General features: G+C 72.3%; 19 protein-coding genes. 5 read left to right on the forward strand and 14 right to left on the reverse strand.

Going from position 1 to position 19,754, the window contains the following annotated elements; genetic code table 11:
• Positions 1-7: 7 nt before the first annotated feature.
• The 8 genes from ACY34M_RS37505 to ACY34M_RS37540 are packed head-to-tail and all read right to left on the reverse strand — an operon-like array spanning position 8 to position 9,333.
• Positions 8-1,132, reverse strand: coding sequence for a GNAT family N-acetyltransferase (locus ACY34M_RS37505; RefSeq protein ID WP_462722791.1), 1,125 nt, complete (start codon positions 1,130-1,132; stop codon positions 8-10).
• Positions 1,132-1,791 (reverse strand): YveK family protein, encoded by a 660-nt coding sequence (locus tag ACY34M_RS37510; RefSeq protein ID WP_462722790.1) that lies wholly within the window; start codon positions 1,789-1,791, stop codon positions 1,132-1,134. Before ACY34M_RS37510 ends, ACY34M_RS37505 begins: the two co-directional genes overlap by 1 nt.
• Before the next feature lies 1 nt (position 1,792).
• Positions 1,793-2,938, reverse strand: a complete 1,146-nt coding sequence (locus ACY34M_RS37515; RefSeq protein WP_462722789.1) for a glycosyltransferase — start codon at positions 2,936-2,938, stop codon at positions 1,793-1,795.
• Positions 2,935-3,717: a polysaccharide deacetylase family protein gene (locus ACY34M_RS37520; protein WP_462722788.1), complete on the reverse strand. Its 783-nt coding sequence runs from the start codon at positions 3,715-3,717 to the stop codon at positions 2,935-2,937. Before ACY34M_RS37520 ends, ACY34M_RS37515 begins: the two co-directional genes overlap by 4 nt.
• On the reverse strand, positions 3,707-5,383 hold the full coding sequence (murJ, locus tag ACY34M_RS37525) for a murein biosynthesis integral membrane protein MurJ (protein WP_462722787.1): 1,677 nt from the start codon (positions 5,381-5,383) through the stop codon (positions 3,707-3,709). The genes ACY34M_RS37520 and murJ overlap by 11 nt, the downstream gene beginning before the upstream one ends.
• On the reverse strand, positions 5,380-6,729 hold the full coding sequence (locus ACY34M_RS37530; protein WP_462722786.1) for an O-antigen ligase family protein: 1,350 nt from the start codon (positions 6,727-6,729) through the stop codon (positions 5,380-5,382). Before ACY34M_RS37530 ends, murJ begins: the two co-directional genes overlap by 4 nt.
• Before the next feature lie 4 nt (positions 6,730-6,733).
• On the reverse strand, positions 6,734-8,203 hold the full coding sequence (locus ACY34M_RS37535) for a sugar transferase (protein ID WP_462722785.1): 1,470 nt from the start codon (positions 8,201-8,203) through the stop codon (positions 6,734-6,736).
• Entirely contained in the window at positions 8,200-9,333 is a 1,134-nt protein-coding gene (locus tag ACY34M_RS37540) for a glycosyltransferase family 4 protein (protein WP_462722784.1), read from the reverse strand. The genes ACY34M_RS37535 and ACY34M_RS37540 overlap by 4 nt, the downstream gene beginning before the upstream one ends.
• Positions 9,334-9,998: 665 nt before the next feature.
• Here ACY34M_RS37540 and ACY34M_RS37545 point away from each other — a divergent pair.
• Positions 9,999-10,445: a tyrosinase family oxidase copper chaperone gene (locus tag ACY34M_RS37545; RefSeq protein ID WP_462722783.1), complete on the forward strand. Its 447-nt coding sequence runs from the start codon at positions 9,999-10,001 to the stop codon at positions 10,443-10,445.
• Positions 10,446-10,450: 5 nt separating this feature from the next.
• Positions 10,451-11,320: a tyrosinase family protein gene (locus ACY34M_RS37550; RefSeq protein ID WP_462722782.1), complete on the forward strand. Its 870-nt coding sequence runs from the start codon at positions 10,451-10,453 to the stop codon at positions 11,318-11,320.
• Between the two features lie 67 nt (positions 11,321-11,387).
• Here ACY34M_RS37550 and ACY34M_RS37555 read toward each other — a convergent pair whose 3' ends face one another.
• Positions 11,388-11,672 (reverse strand): chaplin, encoded by a 285-nt coding sequence (locus ACY34M_RS37555; protein WP_462722781.1) that lies wholly within the window; start codon positions 11,670-11,672, stop codon positions 11,388-11,390.
• A gap of 216 nt (positions 11,673-11,888) precedes the next feature.
• Here ACY34M_RS37555 and ACY34M_RS37560 point away from each other — a divergent pair, with 216 nt between their 5' ends.
• On the forward strand, positions 11,889-13,085 hold the full coding sequence (locus ACY34M_RS37560) for an FAD-dependent monooxygenase (protein WP_462722780.1): 1,197 nt from the start codon (positions 11,889-11,891) through the stop codon (positions 13,083-13,085).
• Positions 13,086-13,178: 93 nt separating this feature from the next.
• Here the strand turns inward: ACY34M_RS37560 and ACY34M_RS37565 are convergent, their stop codons facing one another.
• From ACY34M_RS37565 to ACY34M_RS37585, 5 genes are all read right to left on the reverse strand, one after another.
• Complete coding sequence (locus ACY34M_RS37565; protein WP_462722779.1) at positions 13,179-14,036, reverse strand: ABC transporter ATP-binding protein; 858 nt, start codon at positions 14,034-14,036, stop codon at positions 13,179-13,181.
• Entirely contained in the window at positions 14,033-15,112 is a 1,080-nt protein-coding gene (locus ACY34M_RS37570; protein ID WP_462722778.1) for a FecCD family ABC transporter permease, read from the reverse strand. The genes ACY34M_RS37565 and ACY34M_RS37570 overlap by 4 nt, the downstream gene beginning before the upstream one ends.
• Positions 15,109-16,113, reverse strand: a complete 1,005-nt coding sequence (locus ACY34M_RS37575; protein WP_462722777.1) for a FecCD family ABC transporter permease — start codon at positions 16,111-16,113, stop codon at positions 15,109-15,111. The genes ACY34M_RS37570 and ACY34M_RS37575 overlap by 4 nt, the downstream gene beginning before the upstream one ends.
• A gap of 67 nt (positions 16,114-16,180) precedes the next feature.
• Positions 16,181-17,227, reverse strand: a complete 1,047-nt coding sequence (locus ACY34M_RS37580; protein ID WP_462722776.1) for an ABC transporter substrate-binding protein — start codon at positions 17,225-17,227, stop codon at positions 16,181-16,183.
• Positions 17,228-17,382: 155 nt separating this feature from the next.
• Complete coding sequence (locus ACY34M_RS37585) at positions 17,383-17,844, reverse strand: MarR family winged helix-turn-helix transcriptional regulator (protein ID WP_462722775.1); 462 nt, start codon at positions 17,842-17,844, stop codon at positions 17,383-17,385.
• A gap of 199 nt (positions 17,845-18,043) precedes the next feature.
• On the opposite strand from ACY34M_RS37585, the gene ACY34M_RS37590 reads away from it, so the two are divergent.
• Together ACY34M_RS37590 and ACY34M_RS37595 are read left to right on the forward strand one after the other, a co-directional pair.
• Complete coding sequence (locus ACY34M_RS37590; protein WP_462722774.1) at positions 18,044-19,315, forward strand: cytochrome P450; 1,272 nt, start codon at positions 18,044-18,046, stop codon at positions 19,313-19,315.
• 47 nt (positions 19,316-19,362) lie between these two features.
• A complete protein-coding gene (locus ACY34M_RS37595; RefSeq protein WP_462722773.1) occupies positions 19,363-19,563 on the forward strand; it encodes a ferredoxin in 201 nt (66 codons plus the stop codon).
• Positions 19,564-19,754: the final 191 nt, after the last annotated feature.

The following is a 19,754-nucleotide window of genomic DNA, read 5'->3' on the forward strand; positions in this document are numbered from 1 at the left end:
CCGGCCCCTAGGCCCGGCCGCCACCGCGATCCCGCCAGGCGTCCCGCACCTGCTTGGCGGCGGAGCGGGCCCTGATGCCGGCGACGAGCGCGGCCAGCTGAGGTGCGCTGCTCGGGCGCGCCAACAGCAGGCGCTGGTTGACGAGTTGCTTGGGCCGCCAGTGCAGCTTGTAGGGCTCGGTGCCGCGCAGCAGGCTCAGCACCCCGGCCCGCGGCGCCTCCCGCAGGTGCTCGGTGCACGAGCGCAGCAGCATCGTGGCCACGTCGATCTTGCGCTCCCTCAGCTGCGGGTGGGCGCCGTAGAGATAGCCGCCCGCGAGCCGTGGTGACACGAACGTCAGGTCCGCCGCCACGACGGACCCGTCCAGGCTGAACTCCGTGACGACCGCGTCGCCCGTCTCGGCCATCAGGGCGGCCGAGCGGGACAGGTGTTCCGCGAAGCGCGGTGTCACGTGCTCGGTCGTCACCTTGCGTTCCCGCCACTGCAGTTGATGCAGCGCGAGCAGCCGGAGCACCGAAGTGCCGACCTCCGCCGCGGGCACGATCCGGCGTTCGATCCCGGCGGCGTCCAGCTTGCGCATCTTGGCGCGTGCCCGCTGGGCCCCGGACCGCGGCATGCGCCGCACCAGCTCGTCCATCGGCACCGCGGGCAACTCCAGGCACGCCGAGTCGTCGAAACGACGACGCGTACCTTGCCAGTTGTCGTACAGGACCTGCGCCGCGCTGCCCGGCCGCACCTCCCGGAGGTCGACCACCGCGCCGCTCGCCTGCCTCCACAGCCCCGCACCCAGCGCCCGCACCGCGCACTCCGCCGATCCGGCGTTCTCCTCGTCCACGAGTACGTCGAAGAAGTCGGAGATGCCCGCCCCGAGGGGCGTCAGCACCGGGAAGGGGCGCAAGCGCAGCATGAGCGGGGCGGCCGCGACGAGCCGGTCGTCCCGGCGTACGAGCACGACGCGCAGCCGGGCCGCGCCGCCGTAGGAGAGCCACCACGAGTGGAGCCAGGCATGGCTCTGGAACGGTGTCGCGGTCGGCGACGACCGGTGCAGGCGGTTCCACTCCTCGCGCAGGGACCCGAACTCGGCGGTGTCCGTGCACACCGTGACGACCGGCTCGGACCCGCCGCGTGTCATCAGGCGCCACCCCGCAGCCCGGCCTCCGAGGCGGGACCCGGAACCGTCGCCGACACGTCCTCGCGCCGCGGACGGACCAACAGCGCGAGCCCGCCCAGCAGTCCGCCCGCACAGCCGCCCACGAGCGTGGTCAGCGCGGCGGACGGCGTCGAGGGCTCCGTCGGCCGCACGGCCTTGCTGAAGCGCAGGAGTTTCACGTGGGTGTCGGACTTGGCCTCGCTCGCGCTGCTGGTGAGGGCGCGGGCGACGGCGTCGGCCATCTTCTTGGCCTGCGCGGGCTCGCCCGCCGACGCCGACAGGGCGACCATCGGGGCGTCCGGCGACGTCTCGGCACGCACCTGCGACTTCAGTTCCTGGACCGACACACCGGCCTTGTCCTGGGCGTCGGCCAGCACCGCGACCTGTGTGGCGACCCGGCTGTACGCCTGGGCGAAGCCGAGCGCGGACATCGGGTCGGACTTCTTCGTGGGGACGGCGATCACGTAGCTCGTCGCCGTGTACTGCGGCGGGCTGACCGCGCCGTAGACGCCACCGGCGAGCGCGCCGGCCACGATGCCCAGGGGCAGCGGCCACCACCGGGGCAGTTTCCTGGCGCTGTTGCCGATCCGGGTGAGCGGCGGGCGGGGGGTGTCGGTGGCCGGGGCGGTTGCGGTCTTCACGTCATTGCTCCTGAGGTGCTGATGTCGGTGCGCCGAGGGCCGTCGCGTACACCTCGTGGTGCAGGGCGGCGCTGCGGGCGATGCTGTAGTGGAGGGCGGCCTGCGTCGGCGGCCTGGTGCTCGCTGTTTCGGTGCGGAGGGCCCGGACTTCGCGGGCGAACGCGGTCGGGGCGCAGGGCAGCCGGACGGCGCGGGCCCCGGTCCCCGCGGGCAGGTCGTCGAGCGCCGGGCAGCTGACGTAGAGCACGGGCAGCCCGCCGGCCTGCGCCTCGATCACGGCCAGGCCGAAGGCCTCGTCGGTGGACGGGGAGGCCAGCACGTCCATCGCGGACATCAGGGCCGGCAGGTCGACCGCCGCGCCGGAGGGCCCGGTGACCGTGTGCAGGCGCTCCCCGGCGAAGACGACCCGGTCGAGCACGTCGCCCCGGCGCGCCGCCTGCCGCAGGGACTGCTCCTCGGGCCCCGTGCCGACGAGCAGCAGGCGTACGTCGCCGGGGAGTCCGCGCAGTGCGTCGATCAGTACGTCGAACCGCTTGCCCGGGACCAGCCGCCCGACGCCGCCGATCACGAACGCGTCGGCGGGCAGGCCGATTTCGCGACGCGTCGCGGCGCGGGCCGAGGCGTCGAAGGCGAAGCGGGCGACATCGACGCCGTTCGGGACGACGTGCACCCGGTGGTGCGCCACGCCCCAGCGGCGCAGCCGCTCGGCCACCGCGGGCGAGACGGCGATCGTCGCCCTGCCCAGCCGCTCGCCCGCCAGATACAGGCCGCGCACGCCGGAGGTCAGCGCGCGCCCCTCGATCTGGCCGTCGCCCAGCGAGTGCTCCGTGGCCACCACCGCCCGCACGCCCGCCATCCGCGCCGCGACGCGGCCGTACAGGCAGGCCCGGTAGAGGTGGGTGTGGACGAGGTCGTAGCGCCCGTCCCTGATGAACCGGACCAGGCGGGGCAGCGCCCGCGCGTCCCGGTTGCCCGCCATGCCGAGGTGGGCGACGCGCACGCCATCACGGCGCAGCCCGTCGGCGACCTGCCCCGGATTGGTCAGGGTCAGCACGTCGTGGGTGCCCGGCAGATGCCGTACGAGCAGGCGCAGTTGCTGTTCCGCACCACCGGCGCCCAGGCCGGTGATCACGTGCAGGGCCTTCACTGGACACTCTCCCCGACCCGCCAGGCACGTCTTCGGCCCGGGTGGATCCGGCGCTTGAGTTCGAGGCGCCACGGGGCGTCGCGCTGCCCGACGAACACGCGGGGCAGGGCGTGGATGCCGGCCAGCGGGCCGGGGGAGACGGCGCAGCCGTAGCGGTAGCCCGCGCGGCGGACCGCTTCCACCGTCCGCGGGTCGACGCTTCCGTACGGGTAGCAGAAGCCGTGCACCGTACGGCCGGTGAGTTCGGCGAGCTGCGCCCTGCTCCGCTGGATCTCGGCGCGGAGCTCCGTCTCGTCGACGCGGGTGAGGTCGACGTGCATGAGGCCGTGCGAGCCGATCTCCATGCCGGCCGCCGCGGCCGCCCTGATCCCCTGCGCGGTCAGCAGCGGCTTGCGAGGCCCTTCGGCGTCCCACGCGTTGTCCCCGCCGAGCCGGCCGACCAGGACGAACACGGTGGCCGTGCACCCGTAGTGCCTCAGCAGCGGCAGGGCGTTCTCGACGAAGTCCCCGTAGCCGTCGTCGAAGGTCAGCCCGACGAGGCCGCGCCCGGCTCCGCGCCTGCGGGCGTCGAGGAGCTCCGCGACGCTGACCCCGCGCAGGCCGCGCGAGCGCAGCCAGCTCAGCTGCTGCTGCAGGCGCTCCGGGCTGACGGTGACGTTGTACGGGTCGTCGGTGCAGTCGTCCACGGAGTGGTACATGGCCACCCAGGGAGCCCTGCCGGGCAGCAGGCCCCGCGGGCGGGCGCCGCAGGTGGCCTGGAACGCTGATTCAACGGACATGGCGCAGCTTTCTGGTCGCGATGCGGACGGCGGGCACGAACGCCTGGACCCTCAGGGCCCACAGCAGGAGGCCGAACACGGCTCCGACGGCCAGGCAGCCGACGGCGAGGGAGCCCAGTGGCTGCTCGATGCGGGCGGCGCACACCAGCCCCGCGGCCGTGGCGGCCACCGCCGCGAGCAGCGTCTTGGCGAGTTCGAGCAGCACCACGGGCATCCGTACGGGCACACTGCGCCGGTTCATCGCTGCCAGGAGCAGGACGGCGGTGACCGTGATGCCCAGCGCGTTGGCCGCGGCGATGCCACCGACCCCCCGGACACCGACCGCCCATGCCCCGACGGCGGCCGTGAGCGTCATGCCGACGGCCATGGACGCCAGCGGGTACCAGGTCGGTCGGCCGGCGGAGAAGTAGGAGCGGACGAGCACCCCCACCAGGCAGTGGCCGAGCAGGCCGAGGGAGTAGACCCGCATGACGGCCGCGGTGGAAGCGGTGTCCTCGGCCGTGAACGCGCCGTGCTGGAAGAGGAGTTGGATGATCTGCGGGGCGCAGGCGAACACGACGGCCGCGCCGGACAGGACGACGCAGGCCGCGAGCGCGATGTCGCGCTCGACGCGGTCCCGCGCCTGTTCGATGTCTCCCCGCGCCAGGGCCTTCGCCACGACGGGGAAGGTGACGGTGCACAGCATCAGCGACAGCACCATCGGCAACTGCGCGACCTTCTGCGCGTAGTTGAGCTCGGAGATGGCCCCGGACGGCAGGGACGAGGCGAGGAAGCGTTCGATGAAGACCTGGGCCTGCCGGCACAGCGCGAAGAGCAGCACGGCGGCGACCAGCGCCAGGTTCATCGACTGCCGCTCCGGCGCCTTCGCGTCCGCCGCGTCCGCCACGGCCTGCGACGGCGTGCTCCGCAGCCGCCGCCGCAGCGACGGCGCCTGCACGAGCACCATGAGACAGCCGCCCACGGCGACGCCGGCCGCCGCGGCGCGCACGCCCCAGCGGTCGGCCAGCACCAGCAGGGTGGCGATGATGCCCGTGTTGTACGCGACGTAGATGGCGGCCGGCGGCAGGTAGCTGCTGTGGGCGCGCAGTGCGGCGCTGCAGTACCCGGCGAGCCCGAACGTCAGCACGCAGGTCGCGGTCAACCGTGTGCAGTCGACGGCCAGTTGCGGATCCGGCAGGCCGGGCGCGAGCAGCGCGACCAGGGGTCGCGCGCCGACCATCAGCAGCGCGGCGCACGCCAGGAAGGCCAGCGCGAGACGGGGCAGCGATCCGGCCACCAGGGCCCGCACCGGGTCCTGCGCCCGCCGGTTCGGTCCGGCGGCGGCGCGCGCGGCGATCGCGGTACTGAACGCCGGAACGAGCATGAAGGCGAGCCCGTCCTCGATGAGCAGCGTCGACGCCACTTCGGGCACGGTCCACGCCACCAGGAAGGCGTCCGTCGCACTGCCCGCTCCGAACAGCTGGGCCAGGGCCTGGTCCCGTACGAGTCCGAGGAGGGACCCGGCGGCCGAGAGCCCGGCGGTCAGCAGGGCGACACGGGCCAGGAACGCGGTGGACGGGCGGTGCCCGGCACCGTCCTGCCCGATGTCGTACGGAGCCGACTGCTGGGCCGGGACCGCGGAGGAGAGCCGGGGCCTGGCCCGGCCGACGGACGGCGTGCGCTTCATCGCCCGCCTGCCGTCCGGGACGCCGCCGGAGCCAGCGCCCACCAGGCGGCCAGGCCGAGCACGACGGCGGTGAGCACCGTGGACGGGCCGCCGATGTCCGCGTACGCGAAGTCGATCAACTGCCAGGTGAGCAGTCCGCAGGCGATGAGCGCGCAGTCGAGGCCGCGACCGCGGCGGTGCGCGGTGGCGAGCCGCCGCGTACCGCACACCAGCAGCGCCGCCCAGGACCCCACGACGGCGCACAGGCCGAGCAGCCCCTGCTCGCTGAGGACGAGAAGGTACATGTTGTGCGGCGACAGCAACGGTTGCCGGTGGTACGCGGCTCCGGCACCGGCCACGTCGCTGCCCGCGGACAGGGCGATCGAGGCGTGGCTGTCGCGGTAGGCGGGGAAGTTCTTGAGCCCGACCCCGGTGGCCGGGTGCTCCTGCCACATGCCGATGGCCGCCGCCCACATCGTGTACCGGTCGGTGACGGACTGGTCCGGTGCCGCGGTGACCTGCGTGATGCTGCTCAGGCGCTCCTCCAGCATCGACGTCCCCACGCCGAATCCGCCCACCAGGACGACCGCCGCGGCCACCGCGACGGCCAGCAGCCGGACGGCGCGGCGCAGTCCGCCGAGCACGATCTGCAGCACGCAGACCACGGCCGTGGCGATCCAGGCCCCGCGGCTGAAGGACAGCGCCAGCGGCACGACGAGCGCCAGCGCACAGACCCGGGCGGCGATCCGCACGCGCGGCGTCTCCCCGCCGAGGGCCAGCGCCACGGCGCACACCAGCCCGTACGCGACCACGGTGGACATGCCCATCACGTCCGAGGCGCCGAACGTGCCGACGGCCCGGATGTCCTCTCCCGCGTACGAGGCGCCCGTCCCGGTCAGGTACTGATGGACGCCGATCGTCCCCTGCCACAGGCCGAGCGCCACCAGCGCCCAGGCGACCAGCCGGAAGTCGTCGCGGTCGCGTACGAGCAGCAGCACGGCGGCCGGGACGAGCACCAGGATCTGGTAGTAACGCGCCATTCCTTCCAGGGCGTTCGCCGCCGTGTCCGCCGCGAGCGCGGCCACCGCGACGCCGACGAGCGGCAGCCCCAGCACGACGCACGCGGTGCGGGTCAGCGGGCGCTGCCGGTGGCGCGCCAGCCGTACGGCGCAGAAGACGACGACGAGCCCGGAGACGGCGTCGGCCGGGGTGCCCCCGCCGCCCGCGCCCTCGCCCGCACCCAGCGGCAGGGCGAGCATGGCGACCAGAAGGAGGACCGGGAGCACGGGCCCGGCGCGGCGCACTTGCCGCAGCCCGGCGGCCAGGGGGCTGGTGCGCGGGCCGGTGACGGCGGGAAGAACGGTCACGTCGTCAACTCCCCGTCGGCCGGAAGAACTCGGTGGCCGTGCGCAGCAGGAGGGTGATGTCCCGCCACAGCGACCACTCGGCGATGTACGCGTTGTCGTACCGGCAGCGGTCCTCGATGGACGTGTCGCCGCGCAAGCCGTTGACCTGGGCGAGCCCGGTGATGCCGGTCGGCATGCGGTGCCGGTCGCCGTAGCCGGGGTGGGCCTCGCTGAACTGCCCCACGAAGTAGGGTCGTTCGGGCCGCGGGCCGACCAGGCTCATGTCGCCGCGGAAGACGTTCCACAGCTGGAGCAGCTCGTCGAGCGAGGTGCGGCGCAGGAAGCGGCAGAACCACGGCATGTGGTGGTCGCCCGCGACACTCCAGCGCGTCGCCGACTCGATCGCGTCGGCGGGGCGGTACGTGCGGAACTTGAGCAGGGTGAACGGGCGGCCGTCCTTGCCGATGCGCTCCTGCCGGAAGACGACACCGGGTCCCTGGGTGACGCGCAGCCACAGGGCGCACGCTGCCAGCACCGGACTGGCCAGCACCAGCAGAGCCGCGGAGACCGCCACGTCAAGGGCCCGCTTGCCGGGATGCAGCGGCAGGTGCGGGCCCGCGAGGGGGCGGCAGCGGAACCCCGCCAGATACAGGACCGACTCGCGCAGCTGAGGGACGTACGGCGACGGGTCCGGGTCCAACTCCCAGATCTCGCAGTGCAGTTCGCTCAGGGCGCGCAGCCACGGCTGGTGCTGCGGGGCGCCGGCGCTGCCCAGCACGAGCGCCCGCCGCACGCCGTTCTGGATCACCGCGCGCCGCATGTCGTCCACGGTCGTCAGGAGCGGCGGAGCGGGCGCGGCGGTGTCCTGCCGCTGTTGCTCCGCGGCGTCGTCGCCCGCGATGCCCACGACACGGACCCCGCTCGCCGTGTGCCGCTGCAGTGCGGCGGCGACGCGTGAGGCGGCCGGCCGCGGCCCCACCAGAAGGGCCGTGCACGGCCGCCGCACCAGGGCGACCCGACGCCGCCAGTGGACGACGCCCCGCCCCAGCAGGGTGAGGACGACCTGGGTCGCGCAGCCGAGGAGCAGGTCCTGCCCCGGAATCCGCGGGAGCAGGGCCAGGGCCGCGCAGACGGCCGTGAGCACGCACCACGCGGCCGCGACGCGACCGACGACCGCCGGGCAGTCGTCGAGCATGTGCCGCTCGTGGGCGTGCCGGTAGAGACCGCCGCTCGCGAACAGGACGAGAACGAGCAGGACGAACCCGCCCAGCAGCAGGGGGTGGTGCGCGAGCGGGGCGAGGACGACCGCGCCGAGCAGCGCGGCCGCACCGTCCGTCGCGCACAGGATCGCCCTGGACGGGCCCCGACGCGGGCCGCCGGGCGGGGCGGCCCCGGTGCTGCCCGGGGTCCGCTGGGTGATGACGACGGCGGTGGCGCCCGTGTCGTCCGCGGCGGGCTGCCGGGCGGGCGAAGAGACGGTTCTTTCCCGGCTCACTTCGCGATCGGCTCTCTGCACTCGATGGTCTCCAGCCCCAGAAGTTCTCCGTACACGTCCGCGACCGCAGCGGCGGTGCGCCGGACGTCGTGATGCGCGCGCACGTGCCGCAGGGCGGCGTCGCCCATCGCGCGCAGGCCCTCGGCGTCACGCAGCAGATCCACCAACGCCCCTGCCAGGGCGGCGGGATCGTCGGGTGCGGTCAGGCATCGGGACGCCAGGTGCGGCGGCAGGCTCTCGCGGGCGCCGTCCACGTCCGTGGCGAGCACCGGGCTCCCGCACGCCATGGCCTCCAGCGGCGCGAGCGCCATGCCCTCCCACCGGGACGGCAGCACCACCAGATCCGCGGCCCGGTACCAGCCGACCGGATCGTCGACCGCGCCCGTGAAGGTGACCGAGGCCGGAGCCGCGGCCCGCAGCCGCGCCGCGTCCGGTCCGTCGCCCACGAGGACGAGGCGGGCGCCCGGCACCGCGCGGCGGACCTCCGGCCACGCCGCGAGCAGGACGTCCTGGCCCTTCTGCCGGCACAGCCGCCCCACGCACACGACGAGCGGCCCGCCCGCGGTGTGGGCGGGGGACGGCCTTTGCGGGCAAAAGCGGTCCAGGTCCACGCCGTTGGGCACGAGCCGCCACTGCGCCTCGATCCCGTGGCTCCGGCCCGTGCGTTGCTCGGCCCCGCTGACGCAGAGCAGCCGGGAGGCCCAGCGTGCTCCGTACCGCTCCCAACGCACCGCCAGCCGTGCTTCGATCCCGTCGACGGCCTCGAACGACCAGGCGTGCGGCTGGAAGACGGTGGGGACACGGCCGCGCACGACGAGCCGGGTGACCAGGCCCGCCTTGGCGCTGTGGGCGTGGATGACATCGGGGCGTACCCGCGACACCAGTGCGCCGAGCCGGCGCGCCTCGCCGGGCAGGCCCCTGGCCGGGGACCTGTGGGCCTCCCATTCCAGGACCTGGCAGCCGAGGCCGGCCACGCTGTGCCGCAGTCCGCCGGAGACCGGGCAGGCCACCGACACGGCCATTCCCGCGGCCTGTTGCATGCGCACGAGGTCGGCGACCACACGTGCCACTCCGCCGTCGGAAGGTTGAGCCACATGGAGCACGCGCGGCGGCAGGGACGGAGAAGTCACCGGCGCCGCCCCCTACTTGGAGGGAAGCCGGAGGTCCGGCGCCCTGCTGCCCCGGGGCGCGGGAAACAGACTTTCGAGTTTGGCACGGCCCGCTTCCGTTTCAGGGGTGAGTGGACGCTCTGCGGCGCCAGCTGAATGGACGAGAAATTCATACTTTTCTCGTCGACCTCCGTGGCGGACGTCGACTCGAACGGGGTGGTCGTGAAGGAGCTGGGATGCGACTTCACTTAATACACCACTGTGTTGGACTTGTGAAATTCTCGCCCATTGGGCGACCGCGCTGTGCGATACGCGTCAACAACGGAACGGGTATTCACCCGACCGGATGCGAAACCTCGCAGGTGATGACGCGTTTTTGATGTGCCGAGCGTTCGCCCCGACTGAAGTGGAACGACGCTCGTGACATGTCTGCGTCGTGTTTTGAGGAGGCCTTGGCGAAGACTTTCCATGAAAGCGTTAGATGGGGATTTTCGGTTGAGTCGCAGATATGTTGGAGTTGTGACCGTCTCGCCCATCCTGCGACGGCTCTCCGTGGCGCACTTCAGCGATCGAACGGATATTCACATTCCCCGTTCCGGCCCGTGAAAGGGAACGGCCCCGAATTGGATGGGCGGGCCACCGAAATTGGATGGGCGGGCCACCGAAATGACGAGAAGGAGATGGTCGTGAACCCCTATGCGTTCCTGGCCGGCGCGCAGGCCGCCGAGAGCGGCGCGGCGCCGTCCGCGGCCGGACGGCCGCCGAGGGCGAAACCGCTCCTGACCCGACGCAGTGCGGGGCTGATCCTGGTCGGCGCCGCCTGCGGCACCACCGCCGTCCTCCAGGTCCGTCCGTTCGAGCGGGACGAACCGGGGGCCCGCCCGGAGGCGTTCGACGAAACGTATCTGGGCCGCCGGATCGTCGGCACGCTGCTGCCCGGCACGGGGGAGGGGGACGGCGTGTGGCAAGTGACCGTCGACGGGCGCCCGTTGCACCTCATGCGCCGGGCCGGCGGCGCGTATCTGAGCATGGTCGACCACTACACGTGCTACTCCACCCCGCTCGCCGCGGCCAAGGGAGCCGTCGCGGAGCTCGGCGACCAGCAACTGCGCGCCCACGAAGGGGAGGTGTGAGGCCCATGGTGTACACACGCCAGAACCAGCGCACGCTCACGAAGGCGCAGAAGCGGCGCTTCGTCGACGCGGTACTCGCGATCAAGCGGTCGGGCCGCTACGACGACTTCGTGCGCATGCACATCGATTTCTACGTGGGGGACGGCGACGGCCAACTGCGGGTGGCGCACATGACGCCGTCGTTCTTCCCCTGGCACCGCAAGTTCCTGCTGGAATTCGAAAAGGCCCTGCAGAAGGTGGACTCGGGCGTCACGGTTCCCTACTGGGACTGGACCGTGGACCGCACGCCGGCCGTCTCCCTGTGGGGCGACGACTTCCTGGGCGGCAACGGCCGACGCTCCGACCGGCAGGTGACGGCGGGACCCTTCGCGTATCGGCACGGGCACTGGAAGATCGCGGCGGCCGTGACGGACGGGGACTTCCTGATGCGGGACTTCGGGCGGCCGCAGGCCCCGGTCGACCTGCCGAGCAAGGGCGACCTCGCCGCCGCGATGGACGAGACCGAGTACGACGTGGAGCCGTGGAACTCGCGCTCGCCCGGCGGCTTCCGCAACAAACTGGAGGGCTGGCCCGTCCGGCGCGGCGACCGCACATGGTTCAACCACAACGCGGTGCACCGCTGGGTGGGCGGACACATGCTCGGCGCCGCCTCGGTGAACGACCCGGTCTTCTGGCTCCACCACGCCTTCATCGACCTGTGCTGGTCGCGGTGGCGGCAGCGCCATGAGAACGCCGACCGCTACCTGCCCGCGCAGGAGCCCGCGCTCGGCCAGGCGCAGCGCGGCCGCGTACTGGCACTGGGAGACACCATGCCGCCGTGGGACACCCCGCTGCGCGACATGCTCGACCACAAGTCGCTGTACCGGTACGCATGACCGCCCGCACATACGTCGGCCCCCGGCATGGTGTGCCGGGGGCCGACGTCAGGGCTCAAGTCGAGTGTCAGCCGCCGTAGCCGGCGTCGTCGCCGTAGCCGCCGTCACCGTGGTCGCCGTTCATGCAGGCGTTGCCGAAGGCCGGGTTGAGCGCACCGATGACGTTCACGGTGTTGCCGCAGACGTTGACCGGGACGTGGACCGGAACCTGGACCAGGTTGCCCGACAGGACGCCCGGCGAGTTGGTCGCCAGACCCTGGGCACCCGCGTCAGCCATGGCCAGACCGGCGCCACTGAGCACCACGGCGCCCGTGCCGACAGCAACAGCGGCTGCCTTCCCGATGCGAGACATCTCGTTCTCCTTCTGTTCTGCAAGGTGCGGCCGCGTGGTCGCAGCCGTCGGCTCATTCAACGGCGCTCGCGACAGAGGGTCACGGCCGATACGCCGATACATCCGGAAAAAGATGAGAATTAGGTCTCAATAGGTGACCAGATGCCCGGCGTTCGGCGGCGACCGGCGGGCAACCCCAGTATCCGATCAAGAATCTGACGGCATAGGAGAGCGAACATGAAGGTGGTCTGCGTCGGCGGAGGGCCCGCGTCCCTGTACCTGGCCATCCTGCTGAAGCTGCAGGGCCGCGGCCAGGACATCACCGTGTACGAGAAGAACCCCGCGGGGTCGACGTACGGCTGGGGCGTCACCTACTGGCCGGACATGCTCGCCCTGCTCGCGGCGCACGACGAGGTGTCCGCGCGCGCCATCGAGGAGCACTCGGTCCGGTGGAACGACGGCGTGGCGCACGTCCGCGACCGGACCACGACCCACCACGGCGACGAGGGCTTCGCGATCGGCCGCCACCGCCTCCTGGAGATCCTCGCCGAACGGGCGGACTCGCTCGGCGTCGACGTCCGCTTCGGCCGAACGGCCCCACAGCCCGACTCCGGCCTCCAAGCCGACGTGATCGTGGCGGCGGACGGCGCGCGCAGCGCTTGGCGCGACCGGCACGCACAACACTTCGGCACGCGCACGGCGTTGGGGCACAACCGGTTCATCTGGCTCGGCACCACACGGGTGTTCCGCTCCTTCACCTTCGCGTTCGTCGAGACCGACCACGGGTGGCTGTGGTGCTACGCCTACGGGTTCGACGGCACGCACAGCACCTGCATCGTCGAATGCTCGCCCGCCACCTGGGCGGGACTCGGACTCGACACCATGGAGCGCTCCGACGCCCTGAAACTCCTCGAGGGCCTCTTCCACGACGTCCTGCAAGGACATCCGCTCATCGGCCGCACCGACACCGACGGCCCCTCGCAGTGGCAGCGGTTCCCCACCGTCACCAACCGCGTCTGGTCGCGCGACAACCTGGTCCTGCTCGGCGACGCCGCCCACACCACGCACTACTCGATCGGCGCCGGCACGACCCTGGCGATGCAGGACGCCATGGCGCTGGCCCGCGCCCTGCGCGAGCCCGACCCGCTCCCGGCCGCACTCGCGCGCTACGAACGGGAGCGCCGCCGCGAACTGATGCCCCTGCAGAGCGCGGCCCGGCACAGCGCGAACTGGTACGAGAACCTGACGCGCTACATCCACCTGGAACCGCACCAGATGTTCGCCCTGCTCGGCCAGCGCCACTCCCCACTGCTCCCGTACGTCCCGCCCCAGCTCTACTACCGGGTCGACCAGGCGGTCGAACACACCCGGGCCCTGCGCTCCCTGAAGCGCTGGCTCGGGCCGCGGGTGGCGCGGGTGCTTCAGGACAAGTGACCTGCGGGAAGGGGCGATGCCGTCGCGCCGGGACCGTTCACGGGCACGCGACCGTGTCGGTGCACACGGGCTCGGTCCTCAGCGTCGCCCGGTCTAATTCTTCGTAGGGGTGTTCTGGTCGGGGACGGACACGGGGGTGGGTCTCTCGGGCTCCGTGGACTGCCACGGGGCGCCGGGGACCACCAGAGGGCTGCCGGTGACCGGGTCGGGGACCACTACGGAGTGCAGGCCGAAGACGGTGTGGACCAGGTCCGCCGTGATGACGTCGGCCGGTGGGCCCTCCGCGACGATGCGGCCGTCCTTCATGGCGACGAGGTGGTCGGCGTAGCGGGCGGCCTGGTTGAGGTCGTGGAGGACGGCGACGACGGTGCGGCCGCGCTCGTGGTTGAGGCGGCGCACCAGGTCCAGGACCTCGACCTGGTGGGCGATGTCGAGGTAGGTGGTCGGCTCGTCGAGCAGGAGCAGTTCGGTCTCCTGGGCGAGCGCCATGGCGATCCACACCCGCTGGCGCTGCCCGCCGGACAGCTCGTCCACCGGACGCTCGGCGAGGGCCGTGGTGTTGGTGTGTTCCAGGGCCTGCGTGACCGCGCGCTCGTCGACCTCGGACCACTGCTGCCACCACTTCTGGTGCGGCTGACGGCCGCGGGCCACGAGGTCGGCGACCGTGATGCCGTCGGGCGGAGTCGGGCTCTGCGGCAGTACGCCGATGGCCCGGGCGATGTCGCGGCCGGGAATGCGGGCGAGTTCGGCGCCGTCGAGCAGCACCGTGCCGCCGCGCGGCTTCAGCAGCCGGCCCAGGGCGCGCAGCAGCGTGGACTTGCCGCAGGCGTTGGGACCGACGATCACGGTGACCCGGCCGTCGGGAATCTCCAGGTCGAGGCCGTCGACGACGGTGCGGTCCTCGTACGCCAATGTCAGGGACTCGGCCGTGAGTCGGCTCGTCGGGCTCATTTGGTGCCTCCGGAACGACTGCGGCCGCGCGCGATCAGCCACATCAGATAGGGGGCGCCCACCGCTGCGGTGAGGACGCCGACGGGGAGTTCGACCGGCGAGAACAGGCGCCGGGCCAGCAGGTCCGCGACCACGACCACGAGCGCCCCGGTCAGCGCCGAGGACAGCAGCGGGATCTGCGCGGTACGGGTCAGCCGACGGGCGATCTGCGGGGCGAGCAGGGCGACGAAGTCGACGGGCCCGGTGGCGCCCGTCGCCATCGAGGCGAGCACGACGCCGAGCACGGTCAGGCCGAGCCGCATCCGGTTCAGGCGGATGCCCAGCGCCGTGGCCGTGTCGTCGTCGAAGGACGCCGAACGCTGCGCCCTGGCCGCCCACAGGACCGCCGGGATCGCGATGACCAGCACCAGGGCCAGCGGCGCCGCCTGGTCGTAGCCGCGGCTGTTGAGCGAACCGGTCAGCCACACCTTCGCCTGCTGGGCGACGAGCGCGTCGCCCTTGGTGAGGAACAGCTGGGTGAGCGAGCCGAGCGCCACCGAGATGCCGATGCCGATGAGGACGAACCGCGAGGCCTGCATCCCGCGCCGCCAGGCGAAGACGTACACCAGCAGCGCCGCCCCGATGCCGCCCGCCACCGAGACGTACGGCAGCGCGGTGTACGAGGCGAGGCCGAAGCTCATCGCCGCGACGGTCACCGCGCCCGCGCCGTGGGTCACGCCGATGATGTCGGGGCTGGCCAGCGGATTGCGCGCGACGGTCTGCACGAGGGCGCCCGCGATCCCGAAGGCGAGCCCGGCCAGCAGCCCGACCGTCAGGCGCGGCAGCCGCAGCGTGCCGACGACGAGCTGGTCCGGACTCGGCCTGCCGAGCAGGACGTCGACCACCTCGGCGGGGGAGACGAAGGCCTCGCCGACACACAGGTACGCGACGACGGCCGCCAGCAGCAGCACGGCGAGCGCGAGGGCGACCAGCACCGATCTGCGGTGCACCAGGAAGCTGCCGCGCCCCGGTCGCAGCACGGTGTGTCCGGCCGGACGGATCCGACGGGCGGGCGTGGCGGTGGTGGTTCCGCTCATGCGGCGACCACCGCCCGGCGACGTACCAGCACGATGAGGAACGGCACGCCGAGGATCGCGGTCATGACGGCCACCGGCACCTCCGAGGGCGGGAAGAGGATGCGGCCGAGCACGTCCGACGCCAGGATCATCACGGGACCGAGCAGCGCCGCGGCGGGCAGCACCCACCGGTGCGCGGTGCCGACCAGGGCCCGCGCGATGTGCGGAACGGCGAGGCCGGTGAAGGCGATCGGCCCGGCGGCGGCCACCGCCGCACCGGTCAGCACCGTCGCCGCCACCGCGCCCTGGACGCGCAGCAGGCCCACGTTGTGGCCGAGGCCGCGGGCGGCGTCGTCACCGAGGGCGAGCGCGTCCAGGCCACGGGCCGCCACCGCGACCAGTACGAGGCCGACGAGGACGAACGGCCAGATCTGGCCGATGACTTCGCTGTCCCGGCCGCTGATGGAGCCGATCTGCCAGAACCGGAATTCGTCCAGCGCGTGCGCGTCGGTGGTCACGATCCCGGAGACGATCGCGGCCAGGAACGCGTTCATCGCCGCGCCGGACAGCGCCAGCTTGACGGGCGAGGCCCCGCGGTAGCCCCCGGCCGCGACGGCGTACACCGCCACCGCGGCCAGCGCCGCACCCGCGAACGCGAACCAGATGTACCCGGTGAGGCTGTGCACACCGAGGAACGCGATCGCGCACACCACACCGGCCGAGGCACCCTGGCTGACACCGAGGATGCCGGGTTCGGCGATGGGGTTGCGGGTGATGCCCTGCATGACCGTCCCGGCGACGCCGAGGGCCGCTCCGGCGAGTACGCCGATGACGGTGCGCGGCACCCGCAGGGCGCGCACCAACTGGGCGTCGGCGCTGGTGGAGTTGTTCACCAGCGCCCGCACCACCTCACCCGGTGCGACGGGACGGCTGCCGACGGCCAGGCTCAGCAGGACGGCGATCAGCAGCATCGCCGCACATCCGAGCAGCCAGGCGATACGACGACGGGTCGCTCGCGCCATGTGCCGCGCTCACTCTCTTGTCTTTCAGAGGTCCTTCAGAGGTCTTTCAGCTGTCTTTCGGAACCGGCTACTTGGTGAGGTGACTGTCCAGATCGTCGAGGACCGCGTCGGCCGCCATCGTGCCGAGCCCCAGGTACCAGGTCTCGTCCGGGACGTCGTAGGCGTGGCCGTCCTTGACCGCCTTGAGGTTCTTCCACAGCGGGTTCTTCTGGACCGCGGACTTCTCCGTGGCGTTCGGCTTTCCGTAGACGCCGGTGAAGATGTAGTCGGCGTCGGCCTGGTCGATGTTCTCGGCGCTGACCTCCGCGGCCAGATCGGAGATGTCCTGGTTCTTCGGCCGCGGGATGCCGACGTCCTTGAGGATGGTGCCGATGAACGAGTCGTTCGCGTAGAGGCGGATCTTGCCCTCGGGCATGAAGCGCAGCATCGTCACGCTCGGCTTGTCGGCGCCCAGTTCGGCCCCGAGGTCCTCGGCCCGCTTCTCGTACGCGACGAGGTTCTTCTTGGCCTGCGCGGTCTTGTCCAGGGCGGCCGCGTTGAGGAGGTAGTTCTCCTTCCACGTGAAGCCGGGGCGGATGGAGAAGACGGTCGGCGCGATCTGCGACAGCTCGTCGTAGGAGTTCGCGGCGCGCAGCTGGCTGCCGATGATCAGGTCCGGCTTGAGCGCGGCGATGGCTTCGAGGTTGAGGCTGTTGATGGTGCCGACGTTCTTCGGCCTGCCCGCGTCCGCCTTGAGGTACGACGGCAGCTCGGGCGAGCCCTCGCTCGGCGCGAGGCCGACGGGCTTGATGCCGAGCGACACGACGTTGTCCAGCTCGCCGACGTCCAGGACCACCACACGCTTGGGCTGCTGCTTGATCTCCGTGCTGCCCATGGCGTGCTTCACGGTGCGCGGCCACTGGCCCGGCTTGGCGTCGGTGCCCATCGCGGCGGTCTTCTTCGCGGCGTCGCCGAAGTCCTCGCCGCCCTGGGCGACGGACTTGGAGTCCTTGCCGCCGTCCGCGGTCTTGCCGCCGCTCGCCGCGCCGTCGCCGGACCCGCCGCAGGCGGTGAGGGACAGCAGACCGGCGAGAACGATCGAGGCCGCGGCGGTGCCGCGCCGTCGGAGAAGCATGGTGCCCCCGGAGCAGTTATCAAACATTCAAGGGATAGGTGAGGCATACCTTACGCACAGGAATGGATGGTTCGACAAGAGGGGGTGGCCCCGTCCCGCCCGCCGCGACCCGGCCGCCCTCCGGCGCGGACGTGCAGGTCAGCCGGGGGTCGGGCTCAGCGGGGCCAGGGGCGGCCCGTGCGCTCCTCGATGTCGGTGTTGAACCGTTCGAGATCCTCGACGAAGCGGAGGAGCCGGTCCTCGGGCCAGTCGCCGATGACGTCGGTGAGGCCGGTGGCGATGGCGTCCCGGTCGGTGCGCAGCCGCTTGCGGCCCTCGTCCGTGATCCGGAACTGCCGGGCGATGCTGCCGCCCGGGTCGAGGGTGCGCTCCACGAGGCCGTCGCGGAGCAGCGCCGTCGTCTGCCGGGTGAGGGTGGAGGGGGTGAGGCCGAAGGCGTCGACGAGGTCGGGGACGGACATCGGCCCCTGCGCCTCCAGGCGGCTGAGCAGGACGTAGGCGCTGCGGTCGAGGGCGTTGTTGTCGAGGCGGACGCGGCGCGGGGAGGTCATCTCCAGGTGCCGGGTCAGGATCAGCAGCTCGCGCTCGATGCGGCCGCCCGCCTGCCGTGCGTCCACGCAGTCCTCCCCTGTTCAACCGCCGTTGCCTGGTACGCGATTGAAGCATCATGCGCTGTTGTGCGCCATACATGGAAAGTGCATGATGCACATGGAGTGCATGATGCACTCTTGCGTTGCGGCGCCCCGCGCCCGCCCTTTCGACACCGTGGACACCTGCCGACACCAGCCGCCTCCACCCCCACGAGGAGAACGCTCCATGACCGACCAGGCGACCGACCAGGCCGACCACACCTACGTCCAACCTCCCGTCAGCCTGCCGCTGTCCGGCGACACCCCGCTCGAACCTCCCGCCGTGTGGGAGGAGTTGCGCGCCCGGTGCCCCGTCGCCCACGCCACGCTGCCCAGCGGTGACACGGCCGTCTACCTGACCCGGTACGACGACGTGCGCGGTCTGCTCTCCGATCCCCGGTTCGTACGCCCCACCGAGCAGGACAACGCCGCGCGGATGGCGCCCGAAGGTGCCGGCGGGGCCGCCGCCACCGGAAGCTCCGCCATCGCGACGCCCAACCGGGGCGAACCGCACCAGCGTTGGCGGCGCCTGGTGGGCCGGTACTTCACCGCCAAGCGGATGACCGCCCTGCGCCCCGGCATGACCCGCCTCGCCGAGGGCCTCGTGGACGCCATGCTCGCCGACGGCGCCCCCGCCGACCTGCGAGCAAGCCTCGGCTTCCCGTTCCCCGTCTACGTCATCTGCGATCTGCTCGGGGTCCCCGCGCAGGACCGGGACCGCTTCTCCGGCTGGTCCGACAGCTTCCTCAGCGTCACCCGCTACAGCGCCGACGAAATCCGCACCGCCCAGCAGGAGTTCGTCGCCTACATGTCCGCGCACATCGCCGCCAAGCGTGCCGCGCCGGCCGACGACCTCCTCAGCGTGCTCATCACGCAGAGCGAGGAGGCCGGGGGAGCGGGCAGCGAGGTCGAGGGCGGCGGACTGAGCGACGACGAACTCGTCTCCACCGGCATGGGCCTGCTCGTCGCCGGCCACGAGACCACCGCCAACAGCATCGGCAAGATGGTCTCCCTGCTGCTCGCCGACCGCGGCCGCTGGGAGCGACTGCTGGCCGACCCTTCGCTGGTGCGCACCGCCGTCGAGGAGTCGCTGCGCTTCGACAGCAACCTCGGCTTCGGGCTGCGCCGTTACCTCGGCGAGGACGCGGAGATCGGCGGTCAGGTCGTCCCGGCGGGCAGCACGGTCGTGTGCAGCATGCCGGCCGCCAACCGCGACGAGCGGACCTTCACCGGCGCCGACGCCATGGACCTCGCCCGCACCCCCAACCCCCACCTCACCTTCGGCGTGGGGCCGCACTCCTGCCTCGGTCAGGCGCTTGCCCGTACCGAACTCCAGGTCGTCCTGGAGGTCCTCCTGGCCCGCGTGCCGACCCTGCGCCTCGACGTCCCCGCCGCCGAACTGCGCAAGACGGAGGGCCTCCTCGTCGGCGGCCTGAGCGAAGTCCCCGTCAGCTGGTGACCCTGTCTCGTAGCGCACAGCCCGTAGATCTGCAGAGGAGACGGATCGTGAAACTCACCGTCGACCAGGACAAGTGCTGCGGCGCCGGTGCCTGCGTCCTGTCCGCGCCGGAGGTCTTCGACCAGCGGGACGAGGACGGCATCGTGACACTCCTGGCCACCGAGCCCGACCCCGAACACCATGCTGCCGTGCGCGAGGCGGCGGCCATGTGTCCTACGGCGGCGATCGGGGTGAGCGAGCCGGAGTAGAGGTGGTCCGTGGCGCCCAAGGGTGCCGGTGACGCGGCGGAGTCAGGGGCGCGGTGACGCGTCCCGCTCCCGCCGCGGTCGCGTCGCGTTGCCGAATGACGGTCGAACCGGGCCCTGCCAGGCAGTCAGGACTCCAGAAAACGGAGCTTAACGGTCCTCTCGGGCGTCTCCCCAACTTCCCCTCGATTAGG

The sequence above is a fragment of the Streptomyces sp. EDA2-14 genome (assembly GCF_054963755.1).